The following is a 21,003-nucleotide window of genomic DNA, read 5'->3' as shown; positions in this document are numbered from 1 at the left end:
TATTGCATTAACGTTTTATTCTTTCTCCATATCATACCATGGGAGGAGGGTTTTGTAAATCTGAAATCATTGCATCCAGCCCATCATGAAACGATATTTAATGGCTGGATATGTAACGGTTCAGCTTGTCTGAACTGTTACTCTGAAGTAACAACATGATAAGCAAGACTCGCAGCTCACCGAACCAATCACACCACCGGGCTTCAATTATTCATGTTCGTGGTACAATTCTTGGCTGTAAGTTTTTAATCATCCCCTCTTACTGCCTATAAGCACATTTTTTCCATGGAACGCAAATCCGTACTTCCGGATTCTATCCTGCGGTATTCCTCTTGCTATTAAATATGCCGAGTACTCTTTCAATTCAATTTGATCTAATGCCGATTGAACGGTATCGTTCAAAGTTTTCTCATCATTTACATCCTGTACCTTAAATTCCATTATAATCGCATCATCCGTATGCTCCTTCGGTTCCAACATCACATCATATCTGCCAAAGCCGCTTTCCCGATTTGACGCAACCGTATAACGATCCTCCAATTCCACAATTAATCCAAGCACAAAACCATGATAGAATCGTTCCGGTTCACTTTCTGCGGAAGGTTTTTTTCCTGTGTCAAAAAAACTGAATGTTGTTATGGACACTCTGTTCATATATACATTCATGGCCTTTATATCATCCTGCAGCATGGCTTTTATAAAGTCATTATAATTTGATGCCGATGAAGCAAACCAATCACGGACTAATCCCCGGAACATAATCATTACTTCCAGATTTGTTATCTCCAGTTCATACAGTTGTCTCCAATCCATCATAAAATCCTTCTGGATCAGGCATTTTCTCACCTTAAGATAACCACTGGCGAGCAGCAGACTCCAAATAGCACTCTCGTCAATATTAAGCTGCTCATACACGATCTGTTCATTGATTTCAGTGGTAATACTCTCTCCGGATAATAATATTTCAAAAGTTTCTTTTATTTGCCTGCTCCCCTGGCGTATTAAGTTTCCTGCCAGGTTATTACTGCTTGTATTAGTCCAGTAAGGACCTACCTCACCTTTATCAAGGAAATTAATGATTGACCAGGGATTATAAATCCCCTGCACCTTTCCGAAAGAAAACCCATCATACCATAGTCTTACCTCTTCTTTCATATCCGTTAAACCATATGTTCTTAATGATTCAAATACTTCATCTTCTGTAAAGCCAAAACAATCTGCATATTCATTGGATGTAGCCGTTATCTCCTTTAAATTGTTGAGGTCAGAAAAAATCGACTCCTTGCTAATACGAGTGATTCCTGTCATAATTGCACGTTCCAGATACGGATTATTTTTAAAGGTTGCATTAAATAAATTTCTGGTGAAAAAAGTCAAATCTTCCCAGTAACCGCTAACATAAGATTCCTGCATTGGGGTGTCATATTCATCCAGAAGTATAATCACCTTTTTATGGTAATACTTATATAGATAACTTGACAATCTCCTAATAGATATGCTGATCTCAAAGTCTTCCATATCTGACGATATACTGTGGAAATACTCTTTTTCCCTCTCATTTAATATATTCCCATCCGCTAAATAATCGTGTTTATTGTACTGGTCAACTATAAGCTCACCAATTTTTTTACGAGCCTGCGTATAAGAAGTTTCTTTTATATCCGAAAAGCTCAGCGCTATAACTGGATAAGTTCCCTGAAGAGAGCGGTATTCCTGCTCTTTCCAAATATCCATATCTTGGAATAGGTCACTGCGTCCTTTAAATTCTAATGAAAAAAACTGTGCAGTCATGCTCATTGTGAGCGTTTTCCCGAAACGGCGTGGTCTGGCAATCAGGGTCACTTTGTCGCCACTTTCCCACCATTCCTTTATAAATCTTGTCTTGTCAATATAAAATAATCCATTTGTTATCAGTTCATCGTACTCCTGATATCCGATAGAAATTCTTTTTATCATAGATTTATTCCTTTCCAGTTGGTTTTATGGCTAATTCTTGTTATTATATCTGCAATCTTTGATTAGAGTGTATTTGAAAATTGCTTTCGGCAAGATGTGCGTCACACTTTGTGGGAGATTTGACCTCGATGAGGGAGGCGTAGCGGGCTACGTTGACCGAATTGGGGGCAAATATACCGCGAAGTGGGGCGTGCGGATTGTCGGAATGAATTTTCAAACACACTCTAGTACAACCAGAAAATCCACTTCTCCTGCGTTACCAGGCAGTAGTATGGCTGTAAATCTTACTGCTCTTTTCTTCCGCCGCTTTTTGACCCAGGCAGTGCCCACCTCCGCATCTCCCCCTACACAATTAATTCCTTCTGCATATCCACCGAATAGATATACCTTTCAGACACCTTCCTACCCGTCATCCGCTCCAAAGCCTCTGTATAGTAATCAAGCTGAACCCTATATTTTTCAACCAGATCACTGCCATTTCTGCGCCATACCCTGTCTGTTTTGTAGTCTACCAATATGATCCTGCCCTCCTCATAGAAAAAGGCATCAATGATCCCCTGTACCAAAACGCTCTCATCCCCAGCATACTCTTCTCGCAGCCGGTCGGCAGAAATCCCCATGACAAAAGGCTGTTCCCGATAAAGCATTCCTGCGGCCTGGGCTTTTGCCATGCGTTTTCCAATAGAAGAAACAGCAAACTGATACACATCGCGGGGCGAAACTGTACGCCGGACCTCCCTGTCTATCCTGTGCCCGGATTCCAGAGATGCAAGCTGTTCCTCCACTTCCTGAACGGAACCGGCCTTTGAAAAGTCAAGGCATTCAAATACTCTGTGGTATGCGGTACCTCTTCCGGCTCCGGTCAGGCCCTCCTCCCGTTTCTCGATAAATGAAGGGATGTATGGAACCACCTCTTCCTCCTCATACCAGTCAGTGCTCTCCTCATCCTCCATGTGCAGCCGCTTTAACTCGGAAACCGTAACCTTTGCAGGGATCTTTTCCCGGTCCGGGTATGGATAAGTGTAGGTAAAGCATTCCTCTATCTGCTCCTTTGCATCCTTATCCCAGCTTTCGTTGGTGTCAAATCCCAGGATCTCCTGTTTTTTCATCATCTGTATCATCCTGGTCTCTGCCTCTTCCAGGGTAAGCTTTGCAGGCGAGATTACCTGCACACGGAAGCCCGCCTCATGGTTATGGAGGGGATTCAGCGCGTATGGACGTTTTTCATAGGAGAGATATACCCGGTCCATACAGCGGTGCCTTGCAAGGGCGGGAAAGATCCAGTCCAGATAACAGCGGGCTTTCACAAGCCTGCCGTAGGATATCCTGCGCTCCTCCTGCTTTTTAAGAGGCTCCAGGGCTGTCAGCCGCTTCTCCAGCCTGGAGGTACAGCCTGTGAGAATCAGTTTTTCTTTTGCGCGGGTCAGCGCCACGTAGAGAATACGCAGCTCCTCCCCCAGATTCTCGATCTGTATCTGACGCTGTACCGCCTTTTTTAAGAGGGTTGGTGTTTTGGTGCGGTATTTGGCATCCACCCAGTCTGCGCCCACACCCAGATCGGGATGCATGACCAGGGATGCCCTGGCATCCTGCTGGTTGAACTGTTTTCCCAGACCGGAGACAAATACAACAGGAAATTCCAGACCTTTGCTCTTGTGGATACTCATGATCTTCACTGTATCCTCATTTTCGGAAAGGATGTTGGCCTCCCCAAAATCCACCTGGTATTTCTGCAGATTTTCTATATACCGTACAAAGTTGAACAGTCCCCGGTAACTGGTGCTCTCATAGTCTCTGGCCTTCTGAAGCAGCATGAGCAGGTTTGCTTTCTGCTGTTCCCCGGAAGCACCTGCCCGGATATAGTCAAAAAGTCCTGTTCTGTCGTAAATCTCCCAAAGCAGCTCATGCATGGGTGTGTAGGGAACCTTCTTTCGGATACTTCTGTACAATTCCAGGAATCTGTGTGCCTTTTCCCCAATCTTTCTGTCCTCTGCATCCTCACATTCATGGAGTGTTTCCGCTGCCAGAAGCGCCTGATACATCCCTGATATTTCTTTCTCTTTGCCTGCACATTTCACACGCGCAAGCTCCTCCATGGAAAATCCGCCGGGCAGGTTGTGAATGGCTCCGGTAAAAGGGATGTCCTGCAGCGGATTGTCCAGGATCCGCAGGTAGTTTAACACAGTCATAACCTCTGACGCGGTAAAATACCCGGTCTTTGTGGTCACACTGGCCGGAATCCCCTGGGCGTTCAGGACACGTTTAAAGGTCTCCGACCAGCCGGACAGTGTCCTTAAGAGTATCACGCAGTCACTGAATCTGGCGGGACGGTACTTCCCTGTAGCCTTGTCAAGAACAGGATAGGAACCCACAAATTCCTGAATCTTACCCGCAACAGCCCTGGCTTCCAGCTCCTGCACGTTTTCACCGGATTCCATGACCTTCCATTCTTCCTCATCCGTCTCCACCAGAAGCAGTTCCGTGTCCTTCCACATGCTTTCGTCCGTCTTAGACAGCGTCAGTCCCCGGTCCTGACGCTCTGCCTCGTCCGTCTCCGCTAACGGCAGTTCTGTGCTTTTCCACTGTGTCCCGTCCGTCTTAAGCAGCGACGTTTCCGTGTCCTCATCCTGTCCGGCCAGGCTCGCTGACCGGAGGCAGCTGTTCTCCTCCTCTTTTCCATACGGGGGAAAGGATGCCCCGGGATACAGGGCCGCCGCTTCGTCATACTCTACTTTTCCCAGGGCCTCCCCCATGATCTGGTAGAAGAGAAAATTCACGCCGTCCAGCACTTCTTTCCTGCTTCGGAAATTTTTGTGCAGGTCTATTCTCAGGCAGTCTCCGCCTGCTGTGGAATAGGTCTTGAACTTCTCCATAAACAGATCCGGCCTTGCAAGACGGAAACGGTAAATGCTCTGTTTCACATCCCCCACCATGAAAATATTGTTGCTTCCATCCTCCATTTTAGAAACGGCGTTCAATAGCTTTTCCTGGACAAAGTTACTGTCCTGGTACTCATCTATCATGACCTCAGCAAACCTCCCGGCAAGCTCTTTCGCCGCCTGGGTCCTCCTGTCTCCCTCTTGGGAGTGATCTACTAAGATCTTCAAAGCAAAATGCTCCAAATCCGGGAAATCCAGAATATTTTTCTCTCTTTTTTTCTCTGCATAGGCCTGCGTAAACTGCAGTGTCAGGTCGATCAGCACACGCACGGGGCCTCCGGCCATCTGCACGTACCGGGCAGCCGCATCCAGGGAGAGAGAAAAATACTGCTCCCTCAGCTCCCCCAGCAAATCCTTTACCTGCTGCCGCAGATTTTTCGTCAGTTCTTTTGCCTCCTCCGATACCTGCGGGTCTTTCTTGGCTGAAAGCCTGGCAAAAGCAAGACCGGAAAACAATTTCTGCCATTCCTCAAAGGAATCTGTCTTGAGCAGCTTCTGTATAAAGGTCCTGTCAGACTGCAGTGCATTTTCATAATAGTAAGGGCCGCCCTCCCCCATGGCCGTGTCCAGAGCCGCGTCTGCCAGACTCATGGCTTCCTGCAGACTCTTTTGGATATCCTCTTTTATCATCTGCATCCACCCGGCCTGCTCCAGTTCCTCTTTGGAAGAGATATGGTAAGCCTCCTTACAGGATAATAGCCACTCCTCCGGATACGGATAGCTGACGGAAAAGGTGTAGAGCCGCTTTATCATGTCCTCAATCCCCTCATCCGTCTTGCCGGTGGAAAAACATTCCACAAACTGCAGAAACTCCGGCTCTTTCCTGCCGTACGCGTCATCCAGTACCTGCGCTGCCACATCCCCCTGCATCAGGCGCAGCTCTCCTTCCTCCGCCATCCGGTAGGATGGGTCCAGGTCGATCAGGTGGAAATAATTCTTTACCACATAAGAACAAAAACTGTCAATGGTGGTGATCTGTGCGTGGTGAAGCAGGGTGCTCTGTTTCTGCAGATGTTCATTGTCCTCATCCTCTGCAAGCTTTTTCTCAATTGCCAGACGGATCCGCTCCCGCATCTCCCCTGCTGCCGCCCGCGTAAATGTCACGATCAGCAGTCTGTCAATATCCACCGGATGCACCGGGTCTGTGATCATGGTTATAATACGCTCCACCAGCACTGCCGTCTTGCCGCTCCCTGCTGCTGCACTGACCAGTATGTTGCATCCCCTGGCATCAATGACCCTTTGCTGCTCTGTTGTCCACATCACTCCCATACTTACACCTCCTTGTCCACAGGGTCCCCGGACTTTTCCCCGTCTTTCATCTTATTCCATATTTCCTCCGGTTTCAGAGGGTTCAGCCGCCGGTAGCGGTATCCTGTCACTTTTTCGTCAAATCCGCAGGCCCCTTTATAGGGGCAATACTGGCAGGCATTCCGTTTTCCCATCTCATAGGGCAGAGTCTCTGCCTCCCCCGCCAGGATCCTGCGGCCGATCTCCCTCATTTTTTGGTTTACATAATTTGATATCAGATGAAACTGTTCCGGACTGACTGCGCTGGAATTTCGTGACAAACTTCCGTCCTTATTGATGGTCACAGGGACACTCAGGGAGGCAGCACCGTTCTCCCTCAGATTTACATCCAGTTTTTCCAGCACGCCTCTGTCTGAGGAAGCCAGGCCGTTCATGCGCAGTTCCTTCAGAATACGACGGTTCAGCGCCTCCGGGTCTTCCTCCTCCACTTTTTCCACCACAGGGTCCTTGATATTGTAATAAAAGATCCCTGCAGGCTCCACCTTTTTATCGGGATTGTTCCTCTGCTCCAATTCCAGAGCCGCATTCATATACAGCACAAGCTGAAGCTGAAGGCCATGATACAGCGCCAGCAGATCAAAAGAAGTATTTCCTGATTTATAGTCAATGACCTTCACCAGGATCTTATCCTCCTCCACACAGGTATCCACGCGGTCAATCCTCCCCAGAAGCTTCATCTTCTCCTCTTCTGACAATGTGATGTTAATGCTCTCCAGGGAATCCGCCATGGCAAAGGAGACCTCAAAACGGCTTGGCGTGAAGGCTCCCTGCTCCATCTGGCTGGTCAATGCCCAGATGGTCCGCTTCATCATCCGTTTTACCCGGCTGACCATGTATTCATTTCTGGCACTGCTTTTCAGTATGGTATTTCCATAGTAAGAGACTACTTCCTCCACACAGGCATTTGCCATCTCATCCATCTGTTCCTCGTCAAGGTCTGTCCAGGGAATGCCGCTCTCATGCATTTTCTTTGCAAACCGCTCCAGGCCGCTGTGCAGTACATTCCCCATATCCATGGGACTGAACTCATATCTGGCCCGCTCTTTTAACTCCAGCCCGTAAGCCAGAAAATGGGCACAGGCACACTGGGCAAACAGTTCCAGACGTGTGGCGCTGTTCTCCAGGGTCGTTCCATAGAGGGCCTTTGCCACACTTCTTCCGATCTCGTCCTCAGGGTTGACCCGAAATGCGCCTTCCACCATGTTCTGCATGGTCTGCTGCCATATTTCCTGCTTCTGGTACCAGGAAAACAGCTCCTTCCAGAGAGGGGACATCTCCTTATCAAGGATCTCCTTGAAGCCCTGCGCCAGATACTCCAGGGCACTCTGGGGATTTTCCACCTTCCAGGCAGAATCTTCGGAGGGGCGTTCTAAAACAAGAGCCGGAAACAGCTTCTGCACCGCGCCGATCAGGAAAGACTGGGTCATGGGTTCTCCTCCATCGTCAGCCCTGCTGTACGACAGATACAGTTTGTCCGAAGGCTTCGTCATATTCAGATACAGATAGAACCGCTGTGTATACAGATTTTCCCGGTAGGTAGGAGCCAGCGTAACCGTGGAGTCTTTTAAATCCTCCCGGTTCAGATCCGACAGGATCTTTCCCGCAGCGTCCTCTCTTGGAATCTTCCCGTCATTGACGCCCACAAAGAATAACACCTTTATGTCTTTCAGCCTGGTCCTCTCCATATCCCCCACCAGCACCTGGTCCGAGTTTGGAGGGATGATACCGATCTTCACTTCGGAGAGACCGGCCTCCAGCAGCTCTTTGAATTCCCGGAGGCTCACTTTCTCCTCCCCCAGAACCTCTGCCATCTTGTCAAACAGGTCCATGACCATGGGATAAATCTGACTATACTCCTTGGCCCTGTCCATGGCGTTCTCCGAAGCGAAGACCTTCCCGCTCCTGTCAAGCTTTTCCTGGATACCGCATGCGGTGATGAACCCATAAAACGCAGACACGCGCTCTAAGACGGTTCCTTTTCTGGTCTTCATCTGCTCTGTAAAAGGGGTCAGGATCTCCATGAGCTGTTTTCGGATTTTGTTGATCTCCACAACCTCCTCCGGCTTTTCTCCCCGGTAGTGGAGCACCCACTCCTCCTGCCATTTTCCAAAGCCCCGGATTCCCATGCCCAGCACATAGTTCTCCAGCCTGTCCATATCCTGCCCCTGCAAGTCCAAAAGCCCGCAGCGCAGCAGCCTGAAAACACTCTCGTAGCTGTAATTTTCCAAGAGCATGTCCACAGCCGAACGCAGAAATTCCACAAAGGGGTTCATGAACACAGACTTCTTCTGGTCAATAAAACAGGGGATATCAAACTTTAAAAAAGCTCTTGCTGCATGGTCCGCATAGGTTTCCATATCCCCGGTGATGACCGCAAAATCCCGGCATCTGTACCCTTCTTTCCGCATCAGGCGGCGTATGAAAAGGGCCGTCTCCTCCATCTCCTGTGCCGGATTTCTGCTCTCCCGGATGTGGACCGCCTGCTGCTCTTTCGTATAGATCTCCTTTTTAAACCGGAACAAGTTCTGTTCCAAAAACTCCATGGGTTCATTGCCAACAAACCTTCCGTTTCCCTTTACCCAGGTCTCCTCTACCTGACTTCCTGCTGCCCTGGCAAGTTTACATAACTTTGACACCGTCTCCCTGCTCAGATGAAAAAGATGATGGGGGCTTCCCTGGCGGTAAGCGTCCAGGCGTTCATCCATAGTAACGGTCACATACATAGTTTCACACAGGGGAAGGACCTTTTCCAGCAGTTGAAGCTGAATAGGGGTAAATCCGGTGTAGCCGTCCAGCACCATCACACATCCCGATAATTTTTCAGACTGTCCGGCCACACGTCCCAGAACCTCCAGCACTTCCTCCTGGGTAATAAAGTTTCCCTCCAGGTAATCAAAAAATCCCCGGTACAGCACAGAGATATCCTTCAGCTTATAATAAAGCTCCGGCTTGTCCTTGGCATAGTCCAGCATGATATCCATATCCTCTTTTGTGACTTCATACTGTTTCAGCTCTGACACCATGGACTTCATCTGGGAAATATAGCCCTGCTTTTTCATTTTCTCCCCCAGGATCTTCAATTCCTTTTTCTTTTCCTGTGATACCTTCCGAAGCACCAGGCTCTTCCCGGTCTCCTCCAGCACCTGTGCACAGGATTCCCCGGTCTCCTCCAGCACCCTGTAGGCAAGGCGCTCAAAGCTCAGAACATCAATGTTCAGGATTCCCTTTCTGGGGTGCATCATCACAAGTTCTTTCTGCGTCTGCATGGTAAACTGTTCCGGTACCAGCACTAAATACTGCTTCCCCGGATGCTCCATGGACTCCTGTATGATCTTCTGGTAAATATAATGTGATTTCCCGGCGCCTGAAGCACCGAAAATAAAATGCAGCGGCATGTATCTCCTCCTCCGATCAGTTATAAAAAAACTTCTCTATCACTTCTTCCACCCCGTTCTCATCATTGCTCCGGACAGTGATGTAGTCAGCCACATCCTTGACCTTTTCCTGGGCATTTGCCATGGCGGCGCCCAGCCCGGCAAACTGTATCATGGAAATATCATTATAGCCGTCCCCGCAGCACACCATCTCCTCCCTGGATATGCCCAAGATCTTCAAAAGCTTTTCCAGACAGTAGGCCTTGTCTACATTTTTTGGCGTTGCCTCCAGGAAAAACGGCTCTGAGCGGAAGATCTGGGCTTCGTGCAGATATTCCTCCGCCAAAAGAGGCTCGATCCGCTCCAGCTCATCCGGCTCCCCTGTAAGAAGACATTTGTTTACCGGAAAGTTTACATAACTAGGAAAATCCTTTCTGTGACAAATGGGCAGCCCGGTGATCTTTGATTCTGTCTCCATATAGATATCCGGAGTGGTTCCCGCAATGATCTGCTCCTCCTCATAAGTGATGATTCCCACCTCGTGCCGCACGGCACTGCGGTAGAGCTTTCTGGGCATACCCAGGGGAAGCGTTTTGGAATAGATACACTCCTTTGTCTTCCAGTTCACGATCCTGGCCCCGTTAAAAGCCAGCACATAACTTCCATACTTATCAAACTCCAGTTCATCCGCCACCGGAGCGATTCCCCTGGTGGGCCGCCCGGAAGCGATAGCTACCAAAGTCCCCTGCTCCTGTAGTCTTTTTATGGCCGCTTTTGTCCTGGGTGTCACTTTTTTCTCTGTATTGGTAACTGTGCCGTCAATATCCAGCACAAGTAATCGGTATTTCATAATCCTCCTGCCTCCTTGGTGACAAAATTGTCTGCAACCAGTGTATCACAAATTATGGAGGGAACCAACCTTGTTTTTCTCTCAGTGTTATTAACTTGTGATAATGTCTCCTTAAGAATCACTTGAGATTTTGTCTCTTTTTGATAAACTATAAAAGTTATGAAAGAAGGTAAAATTACATTGTCACAAGAACAACTAAAAACATTTACTGTCATCAATCGTTTCATCGACAAGTCTATTTCCAGACAACAGGCAGCTTCACTTCTTGGCCTTTCTACCCGCCAGATTACACGTTTAAAGAAAGGGGTCCTTACTTCTGGCGCTGAATCACTGATTCATAAAAATACTGGTAGAAAGCCTGCTCACGCTGTTACAGATGAAACGAAGGAAGCTGTCCTTAAGATTTATTCCCGCCCGGAATTGTCTAGGGCCAACTTCCTCCATTTCAAAGACATACTGCTCGCAGATTTTGGAATCGCTCTTTCCTATTCTGCACTTTCCAGTATACTAAAAAATGCAGGTTTTGAAAGCCCCAAAAAGAAAAAAATCCGTCACCGGACACACCGGCGGACGCGAAAACCACACCCCGGCCAGCTCATCCAGATAGATGCTACTCCCTATGAATGGTTTGGCGGAAACACGAAATACGCCCTCCATGGGGCAATTGATGATGCCACGGGCAATGTCGTCGGTCTTTTCCTCACACAGAACGAATGCCTTTATGGCTACCTCGAGACGATGCGCCAATGCTGTGTGGACTTTGGTGTCCCTCAAACCATTTACTCAGACAACCACACCATTTTCCGTTCCCCAAAAACAGGAAAGCTCACCATGGATGAACTGATCGCCGGAAAGACGGTCCACCTGACCCAGTTTGGACGTTCCATGCATGAACTGGGAATAGACCTGATTTTTGCGAAGACGCCACAGGCCAAAGGGCGCATTGAACGTTTATGGGTAACCTTACAGAGCCGTCTCCCCGTCGAATTCGCTAAGCGTGGAATCACCACCGTAGCAGATGCCAACCGCTTCTTGGAAGAAGAATACAAAGAGCTGTTCAATCAGAGGTTTTCCGTTGAGCCAGAAGCAGAATCTATCTTCGTTCCTCTGGCAGAAGGAATGGATATTGATACCATTCTCTGTGTGAAGCATAAAAGGAAGACCGATGCAGCTGGAACCTTTTCGTTCAAAAACCGATGTTTCCAGATCTTAGACGAAGGATTTCCGATTATTAATGCGAGAAGGGAGATTGAGGTGCTCCTCAATCCCCGGTATGGGATTCGCATTGCTTATGGAGGGCGCATATACGAAACCATACGGTATCTAAAGCCACAAAACAAGAATGCCAGCATAAAAGTGTCCAAAAAGGTGGTCAAAACCGTAGAACCCCATTTACAACTACGCCATAGCAGCGATGAATGGAAAGCCATCTGGTGGATGGAAGATTACAACCTGTCGCTAAAATTTTTATATGAACTATTCTTTGAGAAACAGCAGTCTGCTTCGTAAAAGGGCAAAAGCCCTTTTACAGAAGTGACATTTTCTCAAGTGAAACTGAACAATAAAAAGTGACATTTTCAAAAGTTATTGACACCTTGTTTTTCTCTCAGCCGGGGCTGCAGTGGCCATCAAAAAAACACCCCGGCAAGATTCTATATCTTTCAATAACCGATTCTTGCCGGGATGCTTTCCTCATACAATATATATTTTTTTGCCTGCTAAATCACAAACGGTTTAATCCCTCCTCTTTTCACAATAATCCCTGGGGGAAATATTAAAATACTTCTTGAAGCATTTGCTGAAATATCCCGCATCCTCATACCCGCACCTTTCAGCAACATATGCCACATTATGGTATCCCTCATCAAACATTTTCCTTGCCCGAACCATGCGTATCTGTAATATATACTCTCCAATGGTCATCTTATTCGTTTCCTTGAATTGCTGGCATAAGATTGTCTTGCTTACTCCAAATACTTTAGATAGTTCCGACAATGCGAGATCATACCGGTGATAGTTTTCTTCGATATAGTACATCACTTTTACCGGCAGAGAACGTTTTTTCTCCGCCATTCGTTCTCCCATCGTCTGCATGATATCTGTGATATACCGCAAAACTTCCGCTTGGATTTGATCAACATCTCCTATGGAAAATTTCGGAGGAAACATTGGTAAGAATTTATCATCCTCCGTCAAATCTTCTTCTATAAGCTGAAACACCTCAAATGCACAGGACGCCATGTCATCGGCTCTTCGTAAAATAATCTCAGGCCGTACCTCATTCTTTTTCATTTCCGAAAAAATCTCTCTCACCAGGGACTCCATTGCCGAAATGTTTACCGTACGAATATACAAAATAATCTGTGAGGACCGGTCACCAAAAAAATCACTCAGCTTCACATAACTAAGATTAAGATGTGAGCTGTTATAAATCCCTGTTTTCCGATACATAAGCATAAATCTCTGTACTACACTCGCCTCATGTACGGAAACGCCTATATCCCGCAGCCGTTCCTTGGCAGATCCCTCACTGATCAAAAATTCCAGGGGAAGCTTGTGCTTTATAAAGTCAAGAAGATACTCTTGTACTTCCAAAACCACAGACTCCAGCTTTCCTACAGATAGTTTTCCGGTTACGACCACATGCAGACTCTCCTTATCTACACTGGTCATACACTGGATTTCCCTATTTTCAAATAATTCCGTTAATATATTAGAAATCGTAAAATAATAGAAAGAATCCCCTCTCCCCGATCTGTGTTCTTTATTATCAAAATATGCATCCAGGATAAATACCATCCATCTGTTTTCCTCCTGCAAATCCAGAATCTTTCCGGCCATTCCTTCTATTTCTGACCAGTCCGATCTGCTGTCTGCAGAAAAAACCTTATTCACAAAATGCTCCTTCACCATCGGCGTTGCAATATACTGCCTGGTTTCAAGCTCCATGATACGGGCACTGCGCAGCCTTTCTGCTTCTATTTGAGAAGACGCTTTATCCAAACATTTTTTTAACTGCTGTTTATCAATTGGCTTTAACAGATAATCAAAGACTCCCAAATGAACTGCCTTCCGGGCATATTCAAACTCATCGTATCCGGTCAAAAGAATTATTTTTCTCTGGGGTTCACCTCCTGAATTCTCATCAGCCAATGCTTGTATGACATCTAAACCACTCATAACAGGCATATTGATGTCCATCAGCACAATATCCGGACGCAATTTCCGGATCAACCCCAGGCCTTCCTTTCCGTTTTTACTTTCCCCAACACACTGATACTCATCTTCCCATTCAGATAAGTACTGTTTCATTGCCTGCCTAAAGTAATACTCATCATCAACTACTACAATGGTATGAATAATTTTTTACACCCCCCCCCGGACTCCTTTTTGAAGATCATTCGAGCTGACTTTCGGAATTGTCATGATGATTCGTGTAAAAACCCACTGTTCACTTTCAATCTCTAATCCGTATTCCGGCCCGAAAAAAAGTTGTATCCTTCGATTTATACTATACAAGCCGAAAGAACTCTCCTTCTTTTTATCTGTACTTTTCAGAGAATCCCGCAGCTTTTTTAATGCTTCGGGAGCGATTCCAGCTCCATTATCCCAGACAAGGAAAATGAGACTGTCTTCTGTCTCCGAGACACTCAATTCAATCTTTCCCATTTCCTGTTTTTCTTTTATTCCATGGTAGATTGAATTTTCTAATAATGGCTGTAGTGTCAGCTTTGGAATACAATATTTATCCATCCCTCCACATTCCGTAATCGTATAGTCCATATATTCTGCATAACGTAACCGCTGGATATACAGGTACTTCCGTGATAATTCTATTTCCTGCGCAACGGAACTGATATCATTGCCCCAATTTAGAGACAAGCGATAAAACTGTGACATTGCCATCACCGCTTCCCCGGCTTCTTCATACATTCGACAATCCACCAGACTTTTAATCATCTCCAGCGTATTATATAAAAAATGTGGTTTGATCTGAGACTGGATGAGCTGAAATTGGTAATTGCTCTTTTCCTCCTGATCCTGGTAAATCTGCTGCGTCATCTTCTCAGAATTTTCCAACATTTGATCAAAAGCGTAATATAGATTCTGTATCTCATTACTTGAAAACTTTGTGTTGTCTTCCCCCGTCCTTTTCATTGTATGATAGTTAAGCATTTTCCTGGAGAGGGCACCGATTGGTTGGGTAATACGGTTTGCAATTGAAAAAGCAATGCATAGTGAAATCGCACAGGCTATCATGCCTATGGTCATGGTCATCTGAAAAACCATGCCCTGGCTCCTCAATAAGGTATCCATAGATGTAACATAAGCAACACTCCATTCACTGTCTTCCATCTGCATAAGGGAGTAGAGTAACGTATCCTCCCCTTCCGTAATCTCACAGCTTCCCTCTTCCTGCAATTGACGGACTTCATCACTGCTTAGATTATGCCCTGCAATGAAGTCGCTGCCGATGGTCTCTTTATCCGAGGAAGATAATACCTGCAGTTTCTCCGAAAGCAGATAAAATTCAACCTGCATCTCATATGGCAGATTTTTCTCAAAAACATCTGAAAATAAATCTTCCTCAATAATGAAAGCGATATAGCCTAACGGATTGAGGGTCATCAAGTCCACCACCTGTTTAGAAAGCACGAAAAACTGAAGCCGTTCACCGTTAACTCCGTTCATCTCATAAGGGCCATCCAGGATAAGACTCCGTTCTGCATTGTTTACAGCAAAGTAATCTCTCCCCAGTACATCCTCCACCAATGCAGGAAACGATTCATCACGAAAAGATAAAAAAGTTCCATCCAAAGTGACAAATATATATTGATAGATATACCGATTCGTCCCAATGATGGGGATAACTCTGCTGCGCAGCATACGATTCATATTATAAAAATCCAATTCATTTTCCGGGGCCTGCGGATTATCTGCGAGAATTTCCATAACAACCGTATCCAGTGCTATTGATTTTTGATAATCTTTCACATGGTCCAGCTGTATCTGTAAACGATTCATAATATAGACCAGTTCACGGCGGTAACTCTGCAAAACCGTTTCTCGAAACACTCTATGCATCATATTCTGTGATCCAATCACAGTCACCATCAACGCTGCTATCAGAAGAATGGAATAGCTAAAAAACATTCTCAGCCGTACAGACATATTTCTCATACCAGTCCCTCCTTTAAACCGATACCAAGCCCCCGCAGTCAATCCCGTCAGCAAAAACGCTATGATTTTATGGCACCTGCAGTCATTCCTTCAATTACCTGCTTATTCAAAACAGCATATACAATCAGCGTCGGCAGCATGGACAGTGTAATTGTTGCAAAGGTAGCTCCCCAGTCAACCCCACCCATTTCACCGACAAAATCACTGAGTCCCACCGGCAATGTTTTCATATTCCCGGCAGACATAAATGTATTTGCATATGTAAATTCATTCCAAACATTCACAAAATTAAACGTGAGAATCGTTACCGTTATATTTTTTGACATTGGAAAAATAATATTCTTAAAAATATACCAATAGGACGCCCCGTCAATCGCCGCCGCCTCCGTCAGCGAATCCGGAATCCGTGACATGAAATTTTTGTACAAAAATATACATATGGGTAATCCAAACCCCACCTGGGGAATGATCAAGGCCCAGTAAGTGTTCCTTAATTTCAACACATTGTAAACCTGAAACATAGGGATCAAGCATGCGAAAGAAGGAATCATCATTCCGAAAAGGAAGAATGTCATCACCTTTTCAGCATAGCAAAAGCGCATCTTACTTAAAGAATAACCCGACGGTGCAGCCAGTGCAACCAGAAAAATCAATACACCCACGGCTACCAAGAAACTGTTTATAAAATATTGAAATAGATCAGACTGGAAAGCTTTCTGGTAATTACCCATATAAATTTCCGAAGGAAGCAGATACGCAGCTCGTGCTAAATCCGCATCTGTTTTAAAACTGGATATCGCAACCCAGAAAAACGGATAAAGCTGAATCAAAGCCACGACCACCAATACTATAAGAAAGATCACCCTGACAGGTTTCTTCATTGACAACAAATTACGATTCATTTCACACCATCCTTTCCCCTGGGACCTAGACGTATTTCTGCTGCAGCTTTTTGCCTATGTAACGGACAATGCCGACTGCCAGCAGTGATTCTACCGCAAGGAACACCGACATTGCACTTCCGACACCAAACTTTGCCATACCAAAAGATGTTTTATACATATAAGTAGCAACCAACTCTGTGGTCGTGCCCGGACCGCCCTTTGTCAAAATATAAGAGATATCAAACGCCTTCAGCGTTCCGTTGATCAAGAGAACCAGCTCCATTATAATAATATTCATGATCATAGGGATTTTAATTTGAGTATGTAATTTCCACCAACCACAGCCGTCAACAATAGCTGCTTCCACAACAGATGCATCAATATCCATTAGACCTGAATAGAAAATAAGCATGTGCATTCCCACAAATTTAAAGGCATCCAGCATAATAACAATGACCAGCGCCCAATCCGCTTCAGACAAAAATGCGATTTGCTTCAATCCGGCCAGACGCATCATCGCCGGTATAACACCTTCCGGTACGATGGAAAACATCCTGGAAAAGATCTGACAGATAGCTGCTGAGGATATAATACAGGGAACAAAGTATGCCACTCTCAGAACATTTGTAAATTTACGAATATTACTTAACAGAATTGCCAATCCCAAACCTATCAACATCTGTATCGTTGTACTTCCTGCCATCAGGTACAGATTATTTTTAATTGCGATCCGGAATGTACCGTCACGGAACATATTTATATAATTATTAATTCCATTAAATGTCATCTTTCCAACACCACTATAGTCATAGAAGCTAAATGCCAAGGAGTAGATTATGGGAATGATCACAACAAGGATATACACTATCAGTGCAGGCCCTGAAAATATCCAGGGTGCAATTTGCTTTTTTTTAGATTTCAACTCAGCTCCCCCTTCCAAACAAACCCGGCCACGAAGTCTCCGATTCGTGGCCGGAAAATATATTTAGTTCAGCCTATTATTGCAAATTTCTTTTAATCGCTTCATCCAGACGGGCTGCCCATTCCTTCGGAGTAAGATTTCCCAACGTCAGGCTGGGTGTCTCGTTCAACAAGACTTCAGATGTGGCAACATCCACTACTACATCCCAGCACTTTGCAAAACTTCCGGCATTTGCATAGTTATCCAAAAGTTCAAGCTGGAGTTTACTTGCATCATCTGTACTGGACGGCTTTCCGGGCGGCAGATAACCATGTTCAAAGCAACCATCATTATAGTGATCCCACAGAAATCTGAAAAAATTCAAAAACTCTTCATCCTCTGCACATTCCGCCGAGATTGCCATGGGAGTACCGCCATTATAGAATCCATCTTCCGGTGCGGTTACATCATCCTCACCTAAAGCCGGCATAGTGAAAATACCAATGTTATCTAACAATTCCATGTTTTCATCGCCAAAGATGTTAAGATCCCAAGAGCCTGAATAATACATGCCCGCATCACCATTAACAACAAGCTGCGCAACCGTGGAAGAATCCGCGGTAGTCCATCCTTCCTGGAAGTACTGGCCAATATCCTCTATAAACTGAGCGCCCGCCAGGCCGACTTCAGATGAAAATGCCTCCTCACCAGCTGCTGCCGCATCAATAAACTCGTTGCCGGTCATCCTGTAAGGGACAAATGCAAGATACCTGAGAAGTCTCCATGCCCCATCCATCGCAATTGGGGTCTTGCCTGTGTCTTTGATCTTTTGACAGATTTCAAGAAGCTCGTCCAGAGTTGCCGGGGCAGAATCTATACCCGCTTCCGCAAAAACATCTTTGTTGTAATAAAAGAACTCCGCCTGACTTTGCCAGCTGACACCGCAAATCTCACCATCGCTTGTGCTGGGATAATTAAGGGATATAGGATAGAAATTATCTCTGATCCCCAGCTTATCATATATGTCACCTACGTTGGCAACTGCACCTGCATCCCACAGCTTATAGAAAAATGAATCAATATCACAGGTGAACCAGTCCGGTAACTCATTGCTGGCTGCCAGCGTACGGATTTTCTGGTTTCTTGCCTGCTGATCACTTATGTACTCAATCGTCATAGTAAAGTTGGGATTTACCTGCTCCTTATACATCTCAACGATATCCAGCAGGTTTTGAACCCCGCCTCCTGTTTCACTTTGGGCGATATAATAAATCTCATATTCTTCGCCTGTTGTCTCATAACCACTATCCCCGGTTACGGCCTTGTCCGATTCATCTACAGCGGGTGCGTTCTCTTTGGATGCATTATCAGCTGATTCAGACGATTCTTTGCTGCCGCACCCTGTAAAAAGACTTGCAAGTAAACTAAGACCAAGCAGCATACTGATTACAGTTTTTCTTTTCTTCATTTTTTTCTCCTTTCAAATACACGCCTCTAAATGATATATTTAGTTTAACATTCGTTAAATCCTAAAAGAATGGAATTTAGTAAAGGGATCTGCAAAATAGTCCGGTTCCTAATTCCCCAAAGAGTTTTTCATTTGAATCAGCATAACACTGTGTCTCGGTAAAAGAACCTCATAACTATCTCCCATCAATTGCAGCTCCACGTTCTTTACCGCAAAATCTGAATAAGGGAGAACATTCTCCGAACTATAGAGTGAGGATACCATTGTTTCGCCATATTTCGGTATCTTAAATTTTTTGGTGCCGTCGTAGGAACGGTTAATGAGCGTAATGGTCAGCACGTTATTTTTTTCCGTAGCCACAGCATCCCTCACGGCAAAACAAAGCTTTCCGCCAATATGATTTTTCATTACAGAGAACATCTGTCCGCTGGGCGTCAGGAAGGATTTATCCCACTCCACTCGGATCGCCCCTTCATTAACCGCTTCAAAATGGCAGGCCATATAGATTCCGGAAGGATTTGCTTCCTCCATCAACATATGGAGCATTGCGGCAGTAAATATCCCATCATTGACACTCTTAGGGCGATACCATCCATACCAGACATTCCATTCGTCGAAAGAGATCCGCAGCGTATCATCATTCAATTCACTTCTCATTTTGTGTACCAATTTTCTGCACTGTGTATCTACTTTACTAATACATTCATAATACTCTTCCGCATATTTATCCGGTTCCGCAAATAACGGCTGGGCCACATAGGAGTGCAGGGATACCAGCGGCGCGATCTGGCCTAACGGCCTGGCTGCGTGTTCCACCCAGTCTTTATTCGGATAAGGACCAGAGGAACACAAAGTAAGACCAGGGGATACCTCAAGCATCTTTTTACCGATCTCAATTCCCTTCTTACCATATCCGATTGGGGTATTATCCCCTTCCATATGACCATAGCCGAATTCATTACCTAAAGACCAAAAACGAACATTATATGGTTCTTTATATCCTCGCTCAATCCTTAGACGCCCATATTCCGTGTCTCCATCCCCATTACAATATTCTACCCACTGAGCACACTCCTCCGGTGTATTCCAGGTTGGATTAATGGTAATAAACGGTTCTGCTCCAATCTCACGGCAGAGTGCTATAAAGTCGTCAGTATTAATCTCATTGAAATCATACCCCATGGAGTGTGGCTGTGTTTCCAGACCCATATAGGATTCAAACGGAGCTCTCATATCTACCGGCAGCAGACCATCCTTCCAGTTATATTCTCCCGCAAAGTTGCCTCCTGGCCAGCGCAGCAGCTTCACACCGATCTCCCGCAATAATTCTACGACATCAGGCCGCATACCATGGAAATTCTTCTCTGGAAGCAGCGAGACCGCACCTATGGAAATGGTTCCACATCCGTCAAAACTAATCGTGAGGTCTGCATTTTCATCCAGTTTTGAGGCATGCAGGAGCACTGATTTCACTTCAAAGTCTGCCCTGTCATACTCCAATTTTTCCTGTATATATATATTGCCGTCTCGATCTGTCAATGCGATCCGTATGACAGTTGGCTGCCATACTTTTACTGCCAATCTGCATTCATAATTACAATCTTTTTGTACGGATATGCCGCTCTGTCCGATTCCGCTTTCTTCCTTTCCATAATGATTCACAATAGTCACCGCATTGCATTCGTGCCTTCTCTTCATGTGATAATCATCCGCATGCCGTGTGTAACTTTCACTGGCTTGTAAAACAGATACATCCTCTTTCTCGTTAAAGATAATATTTGTTTTCTCTCCAATTCGATACCACCCCGCCGGGCATCCGTGGTAGCACTCCGGTTTTCCTGCGAATTTTCTGTTTTTTAACATCTGCGCAGAAATTCCGTTATGAATACAGGACCTGGTGTGTTCCAAGTTATTGCCGAACAAAAGCGGAGACACGGTTACATCCGTATTGTAGTCCGGACTCACCTGTACAGTCTTACAATATTCCTTGAAATTCTCTTGTTTTTTTCCCAAGCTCATATCAAATCCTCCTGTTAATATTGGGCTTAATCTGGTTTCTTTAAATTAATTTTAGTTTATCAACTCACTGAATTTAAAGAAATGGAAATTCATAAACAAATATGTAAAATAATAAAGTGA

At 45.4% G+C, this 21,003-nt stretch carries 11 protein-coding genes and 2 pseudogenes; 2 read left to right on the top strand and 11 right to left on the bottom strand.

Going from position 1 to position 21,003, the window contains the following annotated elements; all coding sequences use genetic code 11:
* Window positions 1-249: 249 nt before the first annotated feature.
* Both C6P39_RS13285 and C6P39_RS28500 read right to left on the bottom strand, forming a co-directional pair.
* The gene (locus C6P39_RS13285; RefSeq protein WP_104804093.1) at window positions 250-1,956 is read right to left on the bottom strand and encodes an AAA family ATPase; all 1,707 of its coding nucleotides are present in this window, start codon (window positions 1,954-1,956) and stop codon (window positions 250-252) included.
* A 43-nt stretch (window positions 1,957-1,999) separates the two neighbouring features.
* Window positions 2,000-2,113 (bottom strand): annotated as a pseudogene (locus C6P39_RS28500) (DUF6783 domain-containing protein); the annotation flags it as partial.
* On the opposite strand from C6P39_RS28500, the pseudogene C6P39_RS28495 reads away from it, so the two are divergent.
* A pseudogene (locus C6P39_RS28495) lies at window positions 2,090-2,143 on the top strand (DUF6783 domain-containing protein); the annotation flags it as partial. The pseudogenes C6P39_RS28500 and C6P39_RS28495 overlap by 24 nt on opposite strands.
* Window positions 2,144-2,300: 157 nt before the next feature.
* Here C6P39_RS28495 and C6P39_RS27960 read toward each other — a convergent pair.
* From C6P39_RS27960 to C6P39_RS13265, 3 genes are read right to left on the bottom strand one after another with little or no spacing between them, the layout of a single operon-like run.
* Window positions 2,301-6,167, bottom strand: coding sequence for a UvrD-helicase domain-containing protein (locus tag C6P39_RS27960; protein WP_242987041.1), 3,867 nt, complete (start codon window positions 6,165-6,167; stop codon window positions 2,301-2,303).
* Window positions 6,168-6,169: 2 nt separating this feature from the next.
* Entirely contained in the window at window positions 6,170-9,601 is a 3,432-nt protein-coding gene (gene addB, locus C6P39_RS13270; RefSeq protein ID WP_104804092.1) for a helicase-exonuclease AddAB subunit AddB, read from the bottom strand.
* Window positions 9,602-9,617: 16 nt separating this feature from the next.
* A complete protein-coding gene (locus tag C6P39_RS13265; RefSeq protein ID WP_104804091.1) occupies window positions 9,618-10,430 on the bottom strand; it encodes a Cof-type HAD-IIB family hydrolase in 813 nt (270 codons plus the stop codon).
* 159 nt (window positions 10,431-10,589) lie between these two features.
* Here C6P39_RS13265 and C6P39_RS13260 point away from each other — a divergent pair, with 159 nt between their 5' ends.
* A complete protein-coding gene (locus tag C6P39_RS13260; protein ID WP_104803349.1) occupies window positions 10,590-11,939 on the top strand; it encodes an ISNCY family transposase in 1,350 nt (449 codons plus the stop codon).
* A gap of 225 nt (window positions 11,940-12,164) precedes the next feature.
* On the opposite strand, the gene C6P39_RS13255 is transcribed toward C6P39_RS13260, so the two are convergent.
* The 6 genes from C6P39_RS13255 to C6P39_RS13230 form a co-directional block, all read right to left on the bottom strand.
* Window positions 12,165-13,781, bottom strand: coding sequence for a response regulator transcription factor (locus tag C6P39_RS13255; protein WP_278277999.1), 1,617 nt, complete (start codon window positions 13,779-13,781; stop codon window positions 12,165-12,167).
* Between the two features lie 15 nt (window positions 13,782-13,796).
* A complete protein-coding gene (locus C6P39_RS13250) occupies window positions 13,797-15,611 on the bottom strand; it encodes a cache domain-containing sensor histidine kinase (RefSeq protein WP_104804089.1) in 1,815 nt (604 codons plus the stop codon).
* 59 nt (window positions 15,612-15,670) lie between these two features.
* Complete coding sequence (locus tag C6P39_RS13245; protein WP_104804088.1) at window positions 15,671-16,513, bottom strand: carbohydrate ABC transporter permease; 843 nt, start codon at window positions 16,511-16,513, stop codon at window positions 15,671-15,673.
* 25 nt (window positions 16,514-16,538) lie between these two features.
* Window positions 16,539-17,417: a carbohydrate ABC transporter permease gene (locus C6P39_RS13240; RefSeq protein ID WP_104804087.1), complete on the bottom strand. Its 879-nt coding sequence runs from the start codon at window positions 17,415-17,417 to the stop codon at window positions 16,539-16,541.
* 76 nt (window positions 17,418-17,493) lie between these two features.
* A complete protein-coding gene (locus tag C6P39_RS13235; protein WP_104804086.1) occupies window positions 17,494-18,864 on the bottom strand; it encodes an ABC transporter substrate-binding protein in 1,371 nt (456 codons plus the stop codon).
* Window positions 18,865-18,972: 108 nt separating this feature from the next.
* Complete coding sequence (locus C6P39_RS13230; protein WP_104804085.1) at window positions 18,973-20,883, bottom strand: hypothetical protein; 1,911 nt, start codon at window positions 20,881-20,883, stop codon at window positions 18,973-18,975.
* Between the last annotated feature and the right edge of the window lie 120 nt (window positions 20,884-21,003).

The organism is Blautia marasmi (assembly GCF_900258535.1).
Lineage (GTDB): Bacteria > Bacillota > Clostridia > Lachnospirales > Lachnospiraceae > Blautia > Blautia hominis.
The sequence above is the reverse complement of the archived record's forward strand: the minus strand, read 5'-3'. Positions and strand labels throughout refer to the sequence as shown.